At 33.2% G+C, this 12,307-nt stretch carries 13 protein-coding genes; 4 read left to right on the top strand and 9 right to left on the bottom strand.

What is annotated here, in order from left to right; all coding sequences use genetic code 11:
* Window positions 1–16: 16 nt before the first annotated feature.
* From B0A66_RS21510 to hflX, 3 genes are all read left to right on the top strand, one after another.
* On the top strand, window positions 17–1,369 hold the full coding sequence (locus B0A66_RS21510; RefSeq protein WP_089051904.1) for a DUF5689 domain-containing protein: 1,353 nt from the start codon (window positions 17–19) through the stop codon (window positions 1,367–1,369).
* A gap of 230 nt (window positions 1,370–1,599) precedes the next feature.
* Window positions 1,600–2,463, top strand: a complete 864-nt coding sequence (locus B0A66_RS21505; RefSeq protein ID WP_089051903.1) for a hypothetical protein — start codon at window positions 1,600–1,602, stop codon at window positions 2,461–2,463.
* Window positions 2,464–2,642: 179 nt separating this feature from the next.
* Complete coding sequence (gene hflX / locus B0A66_RS21500) at window positions 2,643–3,872, top strand: GTPase HflX (RefSeq protein ID WP_089051902.1); 1,230 nt, start codon at window positions 2,643–2,645, stop codon at window positions 3,870–3,872.
* Window positions 3,873–3,925: 53 nt separating this feature from the next.
* On the opposite strand, the gene B0A66_RS21495 is transcribed toward hflX, so the two are convergent.
* From B0A66_RS21495 to B0A66_RS21470, 6 genes are all read right to left on the bottom strand, one after another.
* Window positions 3,926–4,876: a DUF3078 domain-containing protein gene (locus tag B0A66_RS21495; RefSeq protein ID WP_089051901.1), complete on the bottom strand. Its 951-nt coding sequence runs from the start codon at window positions 4,874–4,876 to the stop codon at window positions 3,926–3,928.
* A 78-nt stretch (window positions 4,877–4,954) separates the two neighbouring features.
* Entirely contained in the window at window positions 4,955–5,464 is a 510-nt protein-coding gene (locus B0A66_RS21490) for a DUF2480 family protein (RefSeq protein WP_089051900.1), read from the bottom strand.
* A gap of 103 nt (window positions 5,465–5,567) precedes the next feature.
* On the bottom strand, window positions 5,568–5,891 hold the full coding sequence (locus B0A66_RS21485; RefSeq protein ID WP_089051899.1) for an SUF system Fe-S cluster assembly protein: 324 nt from the start codon (window positions 5,889–5,891) through the stop codon (window positions 5,568–5,570).
* Between the two features lie 84 nt (window positions 5,892–5,975).
* Window positions 5,976–6,401, bottom strand: a complete 426-nt coding sequence (locus tag B0A66_RS21480) for a SufE family protein (protein ID WP_089051898.1) — start codon at window positions 6,399–6,401, stop codon at window positions 5,976–5,978.
* A 2-nt stretch (window positions 6,402–6,403) separates the two neighbouring features.
* A complete protein-coding gene (locus B0A66_RS21475) occupies window positions 6,404–6,829 on the bottom strand; it encodes a hypothetical protein (RefSeq protein WP_089051897.1) in 426 nt (141 codons plus the stop codon).
* A gap of 10 nt (window positions 6,830–6,839) precedes the next feature.
* Window positions 6,840–8,054 (bottom strand): aminotransferase class V-fold PLP-dependent enzyme, encoded by a 1,215-nt coding sequence (locus B0A66_RS21470; RefSeq protein ID WP_089051896.1) that lies wholly within the window; start codon window positions 8,052–8,054, stop codon window positions 6,840–6,842.
* Between the two features lie 221 nt (window positions 8,055–8,275).
* On the opposite strand from B0A66_RS21470, the gene B0A66_RS21465 reads away from it, so the two are divergent.
* Window positions 8,276–9,625, top strand: a complete 1,350-nt coding sequence (locus tag B0A66_RS21465) for a serine hydrolase domain-containing protein (protein ID WP_089051895.1) — start codon at window positions 8,276–8,278, stop codon at window positions 9,623–9,625.
* 91 nt (window positions 9,626–9,716) lie between these two features.
* Here B0A66_RS21465 and sufD read toward each other — a convergent pair whose 3' ends face one another.
* From sufD to sufC, 3 genes are all read right to left on the bottom strand, one after another.
* Window positions 9,717–11,033 (bottom strand): Fe-S cluster assembly protein SufD, encoded by a 1,317-nt coding sequence (gene sufD, locus B0A66_RS21460; protein WP_089051913.1) that lies wholly within the window; start codon window positions 11,031–11,033, stop codon window positions 9,717–9,719.
* Between the two features lie 100 nt (window positions 11,034–11,133).
* Window positions 11,134–11,502: a four helix bundle protein gene (locus tag B0A66_RS21455; RefSeq protein WP_089051894.1), complete on the bottom strand. Its 369-nt coding sequence runs from the start codon at window positions 11,500–11,502 to the stop codon at window positions 11,134–11,136.
* Between the two features lie 55 nt (window positions 11,503–11,557).
* Window positions 11,558–12,304 carry a Fe-S cluster assembly ATPase SufC gene (gene sufC / locus B0A66_RS21450; RefSeq protein WP_017494567.1) on the bottom strand — a complete coding sequence of 249 codons (747 nt, stop codon included), beginning with the start codon at window positions 12,302–12,304 and terminating at the stop codon, window positions 11,558–11,560.
* Window positions 12,305–12,307 lie beyond the last annotated feature (3 nt).

Below are 12,307 nucleotides of genomic sequence, written 5' to 3'. Positions count from 1 at the left end.
TTAAAAGGATACAATCATGAAAAACAATGTTTTAATTTCATTTTTTATAACGATACTATTGTTTTTTAATAGTTGCAGCAGTGAGGTACAAATTCCTAAGATAGAATGTACGCAACCTGTTATAGTTGTTAATCAAACCGTTGAAAGGGTCAAAGAAAGAGCCAATGCGGTTGTTACACCGTATAGCTTTGATGATATAATCGAAGCTTATGTTGTGTCGAGTGATGAAGGAGGTAATTTTTTCAAGACAATTTCTTTTCAGACAATAGCAACAGAAACAACTGTACCAACGGGATTTAGCATCGCGGTCGATGTTTCTAATTCCTATATCGATTTTAAAGTAGGCATGAAAGTGTACATAAAACTAAAAAATCAATTTACCGATATCTATCATGGCGGGTTACGAGTAGGGAGTTTACAAGTAAGTAATGCCGCAAATCCGACAATAGGAAGAGTGTCAAAAAATGATTATAAAAATGTTCTGAATGCTTCTTGCACTGTAATAGAGGAAAGCAAATTGGTACAATTTATTTCTATTGAAGAAGCATTAAAAGAGGAAAGGATTAATACTTTGGTAGAATTGTCAGGAGTTCAGTTTACAGAAGCAGCCTTAGGTCGCCATTATTTTGAAGAATCAAATAATGTTGGAGGTTCAACCAATTGGTATCTGATTGATAAAACAGGAAATCAGATTATTTTTAGAACAAGCGCCTATTCCGATTTTGCAAATAATGTAGTTCCAGAAGGTAGAGGAAGTGTTCGTGGTGTAATAACAAAATATGGTTCAGATTATCAATTGGTGATACGCTCAGAAGAGGATGTTCAAATGGGAGGAAGCAGAACCATTCCGTTGTTTTCAGAAGATTTTCAATCGGTTACCCATAATGTAAATTTTGCCCTTCCCGGCTGGAGTAATGTTGTAGAGAAAGCAACCAAGTTGTGGAAAAGTATGGTCTATGCCGGAAATGGTTTTGCAGAGTTTAATACCACCAGTACAACGGCAGCAGAGAATGTCGCCTGGCTGATTTCGCCCAAAATTGATATAACAGGTTATAAAAATACGATGTTGTCTTTTAGAAGTGCACAACATGATTTAAAGATAGATTCGAAATTAAATACAATGGAAGTGTATGTATCATCTGATTTTGACGGAGCAAATCTTCAAAAGGCTAATTGGACAAAATTAGAAGCTAAATTACCCACCTTATTAACTCCAACGAGAGAGTTTATAAGTTCCGGCGGTATAGATTTATCCTCTTATTCAGGAAAAATTAATATTGCTTTTAAATATATTGGATCCGGAAAAGACAAAACTTTAAATGGCAGCTTTATGGTTGATGATATTAGAATTAATGGTGAGAAACAATAAAAGACTAACTGTTTGTTATACAGTGTTTTAATTTATATTAAACGATTACTGCATTGTATTTGAACATTCAGGAAGAAAATTGACAAAAAGAAACAGATATTTTTTGATAAAGTGAATTAAAATGGTGTTTTGACTTGAATAAATCAAAAATGTGCAATAATGTCCTTAAATACTACTAAATTTTAATAAAAGTTTGTATTTTGGCGATCCCAAATAAAACGAATTTTTTTATGAGAACCTATTTTATTGCCATCATGATGATGGTATCATGCTTAGTACAAAGTCAGGATCAGGATGTACCTGTAAGACTAAAACAGATTAATATCGTTAAGACAAATTATCAAAACTACAAAGACGGCGAAATTGTAAATAAATCTGTTGTTTTTAAAGATGGAAAAATACAAACCATTACTACTTCAGATGTTATTCAAAAGTTTTTTTACAATAAAAGCGGTTTGTTAGATATGACCGTTAAAGAAAAAACAGGAAGTGAATGGAAGGAAGTGGTGAATTACACTTATGACCCAAATTTTAACATTACCAAATTAGTTAAAAAATATCATGAAGGTAATGATTACATCATTAAAACGGTAACATTTACTTACGAAGGAGCAAGAGTAAAAGTAATTACAAAGAAAAGTACCAATCACCAAAATATCGTTGAAGATATTGAGTACATTGTTGAAAACGGTATTATTGTAAGACGTACTTCAAGAGACAAAAACAAGCAAATTAATGGTAAAATCGAATATGCTTATTCCAATGATAATGTGGTAAGACATAGAGGATTGGTAGGAGATAAGATTTCTAAAACTTTTACATTTGATGATAAAAAATCAGTAGATGCTTTAATCGTTCAAAACTTATTTGGAGACAATTATAAAGTAATTGTACCAATGATTTCATATCATGAAGACGAATTTGCATTTGAATCGATATCATACAATAACGAAACAAATTTTAGCCCTTCGTCTACTGTTTTGGTAGGAATCAGCAAAAAATACAAATACAATAAATTAAACTATCCTATTTCTTGCTCTCAATTGGAAGAAAACGGAATTGTAAAAACAGAAAAAACGTTTATCTACGAGTAAACATTATTTTTTAGTTTAAAATTTAAACCATTTAAAAGTTGAGCTTCGTTGAGAATAAACCCTTAATGAACTTAATTTCTAAATGGTTTTGTTTTTTTAAAGTGAATTAAAACTTAAAAAGAAAATTCTATAAGTATTAATGTCTCACAAATCATTAAATTTGTCGCTTATTCAAAGCTATGTTAGAAAAAGAAGTTATAAATTTTGAAAAAACAGCCATTGTTGGTATTGTAACTCAAAATCAAAGTGAAGAGAAACTAAACGAATATCTGGACGAATTGGAGTTTTTAACCTTTACGGCCGGTGGTCAGGTTATAAAACGCTTTTCGCAAAAAATGGAACGCCCTAATCCAAAGACTTTTGTTGGAACAGGAAAAATAGAAGAAATTAATCTTTTTGTAAAAGAAAACGACATATCAACCTTAATTTTTGATGATGAATTGTCGCCATCTCAACAAAAAAATATTTCCAAAATTATAGATTGTAAAATTCTGGACAGAACAAACTTAATTCTGGACATTTTTGCACAAAGAGCAGAAACCTCATACGCAAGAACCCAGGTAGAATTGGCGCAATGTCAATACTTATTGCCGAGACTTTCCGGTTTATGGACACACCTTGAGCGTCAAAAAGGGGGAATTGGAATGCGCGGTCCTGGTGAAACAGAGATCGAAACAGACAGACGTATTGTTCGTGACCGTATTTCGTTGCTAAAAGATAAAATCAAGACGATCGATAAACAAATGAGTATTCAGCGTAGTAATCGTGGCGCGATGGTGCGTGTTGCCTTAGTTGGGTACACGAACGTTGGAAAGTCGACTTTGATGAATGCGATTGGTAAAAGTGATGTTTTTGTTGAAAATAAATTATTTGCAACATTAGACACAACAGTTCGAAAAGTGGTGATCAAAAACCTGCCCTTTTTACTTTCTGATACCGTAGGATTTATTCGTAAGCTGCCAACACAATTAGTAGATTCCTTTAAAAGTACTCTTGATGAGGTACGCGAAGCCGATTTATTATTGCACGTTGTAGATATTTCGCATGCTGATTTTGAAGATCATATCGAGTCTGTAAATCAAACATTGTTAGAAATCAAAAGTAATGACAAACCAACGATTATGGTTTTCAACAAAATTGACGCCTACAAGCATTTAACAATCGATGAGGATGATTTAATTACCGAAAAAACCAGAAGACATTACACACTTGAGGAATGGAAACAGACCTGGATGAGTAATGTAGGACAAGATAATGCATTGTTTATTTCGGCAACGCAAAAAGAAAATTTTGAGGAATTTCGAGAAATCGTCTACGAAGCAGTTCGTCAGATTCATATCACCAGATTCCCATATAATAAGTTTTTGTATCCTGATTACAAAGATGCAATCGAAAAAGAAGAGGAATAAAAAAAAATGGCTTTTGAAAATTTTCAAAAGCCATTTTTTTTATGTTTTAAGATTTAGAACCCAAAATTAATTCCCATTCCAAAAACCTGTCTGGTCTGAAAGCCACGATAAGCATTATCATCATAAATAGCCTGAAATGCTAAATTAGCCGATAGAAACTTGTTTACTTTCATGATAATATTTAACGAGTAATCGATATCTACATTTTGCGGATCTTCTAAATAGTTGCTGTAAAGGTTCAAAGTGTTTTCTGCAGTTACATTGGTCATAATAGCAAGTTTGTAGTACACAGAAGAATAGAAACCTAATTCATAACGCATCGATTTATTGGCATCAACACCAAAATAAGAACCGTCAACATAAGGTAAACCATTAAGTGGACTTAATCCTGTAGTATAAGCTTTATCAACAAAAGTTAGTTTTGAAGTTAAAGGAGCAAAGTTGATTTTTAAGTTTTCATCTTTTGTCCAGTAAATACCAGGACCCGTTGTTAGATATCCCGGAGACATGAAAGCAGTATTTTCTGTTCTGATTTCTCTTCCGTTAGTATCTTTTCCGTAGATGTAACCAGTTGAGAATTGTGTTCTGAAATTTAGAAAATAAGAGTAATACCATTGGCCAAAAGCTCTTTTTCCAAGAATAGAATTTACTTCTAAACGGTCATCAGTCTTTTTACTAAAATCAGTGTTTTTGGTTTGTAAAAGACCATAAGAAGCCAGAATTTTGTTGTCCCAGGTCAAATCATCTCTTTTGTAATTGAAGTCATAATTGATACCCAGAGTTCCTGAAAAACTATCTTCTCCACCCGCAAGCCAGTTGTTGAAGCTCGATTGATTCAATAAAAGAGATAAATTTCCTTTTGTTTTCCAGCCTTCGCCTTCAATAGTATCATTTAATATTTTGACAGCTTTTTCAGTGTTCTTAATGAGTTCTTTTTCAGTGTTTTGTGCTTTTACAAAAGTAAAATTCAATAAAATGAAGAGTAATAGCGCTACATTTTTCATGGTGTATAATTTATCGTTGTAAGACAAATATACTAAAAACCATTAAGTTGTTTCGCTTTAATGAACGGTAAAAACGTCTTATTTCTTGGGTTGTTTGTATAAAGGTACTGCAGAACAAGCTTCTCCGTACATAATACTTCTTGCGAATGGCTGTAAATAAGCGGCAGCTAAAATATAAGCTCGCATAGGAACTGGTTTTCTGGAACAGCCCTTTACGATAACAGGTTTGTCTTGATAGGCGGTGTAGTCAATTGTACTTAAAATCCCTTCGTATAAACTGGCATCCAGATCTTCAATCGTTCCGTTGACCGTTTTTTTGGCGTAAGGAGCTACATGAACGGCAACCAAAATAGAAGCCCAGGTAGGGACAATAGCGTCTGTGCTGCAATTTATAGCAACATACTGATCTTGGTATTGCGACCAATCGTGATTTTTAAGGTGTTCTCTAAAGTCTTTTTCTCTGAGCAAAAAACCTTCCAAAAGCCATTGCACGATATCAATTTGCACACGCATTCCTTTCGGATAGTAATCTTCTAAATCAAAAACTTCTAAGGCACTATTGGCAACTTTATTGATTATTTCTTCCATGATGAAAAATGGTTTCACGTTTAAAGTTTCAAGTTTGCTTCACTGTTGAGTAAAGTTTTCGATTCAATTCGCGAAACCTGAAACTTTAAACCTGAAACAAATATTAAAGCATTCCTAATTCTAATTTTGCTTCTTCGCTCATTAAATCTTTGCTCCAAGGCGGATCGAAAGTAATTTCAACTTCAACATCTTTAATGTTTTCGATTGTTTTTACTTTTTCTTCTACCTCTCTTGGTAAACTTTCGGCAACCGGGCAGTTTGGAGATGTTAGCGTCATTAAAATTTTTACTTCGTAATCAGTGTTAACCATTACGTCATAAATCAATCCTAATTCATAAATATCAACAGGAATCTCCGGATCGTAAATGCTCTTTAAAATTTTTACGATAGATTCTCCTAATTCGTTTGTGTCTATTTCTTGTGCCATAATTTTGTTTTTGTCACTGTAAAAGTGAGAGTAGATTTTTTTATTTAAAGAGTATAATTTCTATAAGATTTTATACTAAATAATTTAATTTTTGTTTTTTGTGTCAAATGCCAAAGCATACATTTTGATGTTTTTAATCATCGAAACCAAACCATTGGCACGTGTAGCTGATAAATGCTCTTTTAATCCAATTTCATCGATAAAATCAACGTCAGCATTTAAGATATCCGTTGCTTTTTGATTAGAGAATGTACGAATCAAAATAGCAATAATTCCTTTTGTTAATATAGCATCGCTATCAGCAGTAAAAACAATTTTATCATCGTTCTGATCACCTTGCAACCATACTTTTGACTGACATCCTTTAATTAGGTTTTCGTCAGTTTTGTATTCTTCTTTTATTAACGGAAGACTTTTTCCTAATTCAATGATATATTCATAACGTTGCATCCAATCGTCGAACATCGAAAATTCGTCTATTATTTCGTTTTGTATTTCTTTTATTGTCATAATTATTCTTTCATAAAATCAACTAGTAAATTGACCAGTTTTTCAATTTTCTTTGGAGGAAATCCATTGTCAAAGCCATTCGTTTCATACGTTTTCTGATTCTGAATAACTTTTAAGTTTCCAATTGCAGCACCATCGTAAAAACGTTTTTCTGTTGGCCCTTTCAGGGTTGAAATACTGTCCAGATTTATTTTTTCAAATTCGGCTACAATTTTTTTCCATTTCGCTTCATCAATTTTGATTGTTACAGCTTCTTCATTTCGAGCGTTTACAACAGAAGCAGTCTGATTTTCAACAACTACTTTTTTGTAGTAACCTCTTGAAGTAGCTGAATATTCAATTTGTGTTCCTGACATATCTGTCTTCTTTTGGCTTGAGCAGCCAGATCCAATAAAAATCGTTAAAAGCAGTAATGAGAATATTTTCATAAGATATTTTTTAGCTTAACATAGTTTGTGCTTTTTTCACCGCTTCAACCATTTGGTCAATTTCTTCTATTGTATTATAAAAAGAAAAAGAGGCACGGATAGTTCCCGGGATGCAAAAGAAATTCATAATAGGCTGCGCACAATGATGTCCTGTGCGAACAGCAATTCCCAGTTTATCGATAATAGAACCAATGTCGTAAGGATGAATTCCATCAATATTAAACGAAATAACAGATGCCTTATTTTTTCCGGTTCCGTAAATTTTTAATCCTTCAATTTCTAACAAGCGTTTTGTAGCGTGTGCTAATAATTCGTTTTCGTATTGCTGAATATTGTCAAAACCAACATTGTTTAAATAGTCAATTGCGGTTCCTAAAACAATTCCCCCTGCAATATTTGGCGTTCCGGCTTCAAATTTATGAGGCAAATCAGCATAAGTCGTTTTCTCGAAAGTAACTTCCTTAATCATTTCACCTCCACCTTGATAAGGCGGTAATTTATTTAGCCAGGCTTCTTTTCCATATAAAATTCCGGTTCCGGTTGGACCACACATTTTATGTCCTGAAAAGGCGTAGAAATCACAATCTAGATCCTGAACATCCGGTTTTAAATGCGGAACAGCCTGCGCACCGTCAATTAAAACAGCAGCACCAACAGCATGAGCTTTGTCAATAATGTATTTTATAGGATTAATAATTCCTAAGGCGTTCGAAATATGATTTACCGTTACAACTTTAGTGCGTTCTGATAATAGTGCATCAAAAGCTTCTATAATCAATTCTCCGTTTTCGTTAATTGGAATTACTTTTAAAGTTGCTCCCGTTTTTTCACATAACATTTGCCAAGGAACAATATTGCTGTGATGTTCCAGCGAAGAAACGATTACTTCGTCACCTGTTTTTAAGATAGAAGCAAAACCATTGGTCACTAAATTAATTCCGTGTGTTGTTCCTGAAGTAAAAAGTACTTCATGAGCAAACTTTGCATTAATATGTTCTTGCACTTTGCCACGGGAAATCTCGTAAGCATCAGTCGCTAATTGGCTCAATGTGTGAACACCACGATGAATGTTGGCATTTATTTCCTGATAATATTTTACTTCGGCATCAATCACAATTTGTGGTTTTTGCGAAGTAGCACCATTGTCGAAATATATTAAAGGTTTTCCATTTACCTTTTGTGAAAGTATCGGGAAATCGGATCTTATTTTTTGGATATCTAGCATGTCTTATTTAGAAAAAATCTATTTACAAAAGTACTAAAACAAAATTGTTTTATGTTGCTATTCTATAATTTCCTTTTATAGTACCATCAATTGACTGATTAAATATTGATTTGATACTATTTAAATCCCTTTCATGAATTATGTGGGTTTTAATTCTAAATTGCCTTATAATATCGTGAGGATAAATTAATTATCTTGCAGTAAAAATAACTTTTAGGTCTATGAAAAAAATTCTAAAATTACTTGTTCTTGTTTTAGTTGTTGCATTTTTATACTTCGGATTTACGACGTATCCCAAATTAGATTTGATTTCCGGTTTCTCTGCAAAGAGTGTTGCGTCTGGGCATTTTTTAGATAATCGCCCTGTAGCGTTAATTGAAAAAACGGACAATGATATTAAAATGATTGATCTGGCATCGAATGCTGTCGATGAGGCAGGGAAATTTGCAACTTCAACTGTGTATGGATTAAAAGAACGAAAAGCGGTTTATAGAGAAGGTTTAGGTGCAACGTTAATCAATGACGATTTTGATATTTCAAAACCTTATTTACTTCCTAAAAGAACAAAAGCAGAGAATAATTTACCATTTCCTTTTGGAAATAATGAGCCAAAAGATTCGTTGTTCTCTACAGTTGATTACACTAAATTAAAGAAAGCGGTTGACAATGCTTTTGACAAAACAGATGGAATAGGAAAAAGAACACGTGCTGTTGTGGTTTTGTATAAAAACAAATTGATAGCAGAGCAATATGATAAGAACTTCAATAAAGACAGTAAAATTCTAGGTTGGTCTATGACAAAAAGCATTACAAGTTCTGCTTTTGGAGTTTTAGCCAAACAAGGAAAAATAGACATTTATAAACCTGCTCCTATTGCTGAATGGCAAAATGATGATCGTAAAAATATTACCATAAACGATTTATTACACATGAATTCTGGTTTGGAATGGGAGGAGAATTACAGTAAAATTTGCGATGCGACCAAGATGCTTTTTCAGGCAGAAGATATGGGAAAAGTACAATTGGATAAACCTGCTCAATTTAAGCCTAACACGCATTGGAATTATTCGTCAGGAACAACCAATTTATTATCCCTAATTTTAAAAAGACAATTTAAAAACCACCAGGAATATCTTGATTTTTGGTACAGCGCCGTAATCGACAAGATCGGAATGAATTCTATGATTGTGGAACAGGATATGACAGGAACTTTTGTAGGTTCATCGTATGGATGGGCAACAGCAAGGGATTGGTCAAAGTTTGGTTTGCTATATTTAAATAAAGGAAATTGGAATGGAGAGCAAATTCTCGATGAAAACTGGGTAAAATATACGGCAACTCCAACTAACACTTCTGACGGAAAATATGGAGCTCAATTTTGGTTAAATGCAGGAGGGAAGTTTCCCGATGTTCCTCGCGATATGTATTATTGCAGCGGATATCAAGGTCAAATGGTTGCGATTATTCCATCTATGGATATGGTAATTGTTAGAATGGGACTGCGTGATGATAATCAGGGATTTGATTTTAATGGGTTTTTGAAAGAGGTTATTGCTTCGGTAAAGAAATAATTTCAACAAAAATTGATTGGATATAAAAGAAAAAGTTCGCAAAGATTAATATAAACCTTTGCGAACTTTTTAATTTTTAGGTAGAACTTAACTACAAATCAAATCCTAAATTCACACCTAATTTCACGGCAATGATTTTAGTAATTCTTTGTTTTAATTCCGGTATTTTGATGCTTTCGATAACAGCATTTGAGAATGCGTACATCAATAAAGCTTTAGCTTCTTTTTTAGGAATTCCGCGTGACTGCATGTAGAACATTGCTGTTTCATCTAGCTGTCCAACCGTACAACCGTGAGAACATTTTACATCATCAGCAAAAATTTCTAATTGTGGTTTTGCGTTGATAGTTGCTTTATCACTCAATAAAATGTTATTGCTTTTTTGAAAAGCGTTTGTTTTTTGAGCTTCTTTTTCTACCAAAACTTTTCCGTTGAAAACGCCTGTTGAGCGATCAGAGAAAATTCCTTTATAATCTTGAAAACTCTCGCAATTTGGCGTTGCGTGATTTACCAAAGTATAATGATCAACGTGTTGTTTGTCATTTAAAATTGTGATTCCGTTAAGCGTACTTGTCAATCTTTCACCAAAGTGATAAAAGTTTAAGTTGTTACGAGTAAGGTTTCCTCCAAATGAAAACGTATGTACAGAAGCGTGACTTTCTTGTTGTTGTGAAACGTAAGTATTGTCTATTAAATTCGCTTCGCTGTTGTCGTTTTGAATTTTGTAATAATCAACAATAGCACGTTTTTGAGCAAAAATCTCTGTAACAGAATTGGTTAAAACAGGATTTTCATTCAAACTTTGGTGACGCTCAATAATCTGAACATGCGAGTTTTCACCAATGATTACTAGGTTTCTCGGCTGAACCATTAAAGCAGCTTCCGTTCCTGTAGAGAAATACATGATTTCGATAGGTTTATCGGCTACTTTCTTTTTTGGAATATTGATAAAAGCACCTTCAGAAGCAAAAGCAGTATTCAACGAAGTCAAACTTTCATCTTTACTTGCAATTTGATTGAAGTAGGTGTCAATAATCATTTTATATTTTGGTTTGGTCAATGCCGATGACATTAAGCAAACATCGATTCCGTCGTGTGTTGTAGAAGACAAATGCGAACTGAAAACACCGTCAATAAAAACTAATTTATAGGTGTCAATTTCATGTAAAAAGTATTTTTTTACCTGATTAAATTCAATTGCATTTTCCTGCTTAGGAAAAACCGTAAAGTCATTTTTTAAGATGGCGTTTAGTGATGTATATTTCCAGGCTTCTTCTTTCTTGGTTGGAAAACCTTTATTTTCGAAGTTTTTTAAGGCATTTGTACGAATGTCATGCAAATCTGAATGCACATCAACACGCTCTTCAAAAGCCATAAAAGACGATACTAATTTTTCTTTTAAATCCATTGTTTTTTTTTGTCTTAAAGTCGAAGGTCGAAAGTCGAAAGACTGACGATTGTCGACAATTTTTTCAAACTTCAAAAGTTGAAGTCTAAAGTAAAATACTTTATGACTTTTGACTTAAGTATTTAATAAAACCACTTAAAAGTTTCGATATTTCTGTTACCGATTCTAAAAGTATTTCAAATTCTTCTTTAATAATATATCCCAGATCAAATGCTAAATACAGTTGAGATCTAACTTCTCCTGCTGATGCTTTTGCTACATATAAAAAGTAAATAAACTCTTTGTCTGTGTTTCTCTCAAAGCCTTCTGCAATATTTGATGATATGGAAAGTGATGCTCGTCTTATTTGTCTAACAAAATCAAAGTCTTTTTGAAAATTAGTATTTTCAGTAATCAGATAAATTCTTTTGTTAAAGATTCTTGATTTTTTCCAAGAATTAATTTCTTCGAAAGAATTAAACTTACCCATTATTTTATTCTGATTTCTAACTTTTGACTTTATGACTTGCGACTTTCAGACTTTTTTAGTTCTCCGCCTTAATCCAGTCGTATCCTTTTTCTTCCAGTTCGTAAGCCAATTCTTTTCCTCCTGATTTTACGATTCTACCGTTGTATAAAACGTGAACGAAATCCGGAACGATATAATCTAACAAACGTTGGTAGTGTGTGATAACGATAATTGCGTTTTTCTCGCTTTTTAGTTTGTTTACACCATTAGCAACAATTCTTAAAGCATCGATATCAAGACCAGAATCAGTTTCATCAAGAATAGCTAATTTTGGTTCTAGCATTGCCATCTGAAAAATTTCGTTTCTTTTTTTCTCACCACCAGAGAAACCTTCGTTTAAAGAACGTGATAAAAATTTACGATCGATTTCTAATAATTCAGATTTCTCACGAATAACTTTTAGCATTTCGTTAGCTGGCATTTCTTCCTGTCCGTTTGCTTTACGTGTTTCATTAATTGCTGTTTTCATGAAGTTGGTAACGCTTACTCCAGGAATTTCTACAGGATATTGAAATGAAAGGAAAACACCTTTATGTGCTCTTTCTTCAGGAGCTAAATCAGCAAGATCTTCTCCGTCAAGGAAAACTTCTCCGTCTGTAACTTCGTAGTTTTCATTTCCGGCAATTACAGCCGAAAGGGTACTTTTACCAGAACCGTTTGGTCCCATGATAGCATGAACTTCACCCGCTTTAACTTCTATATTAATTCCTTTTAGGATCTCTTTATCACCAATTGAGGCGTGGAGGTTTTTTATTGATAACATTGT

The organism is Flavobacterium hercynium (genome assembly GCF_002217285.1).
GTDB lineage: Bacteria > Bacteroidota > Bacteroidia > Flavobacteriales > Flavobacteriaceae > Flavobacterium > Flavobacterium hercynium.
This window is presented reverse-complemented; position numbering and strand designations above follow the sequence as displayed.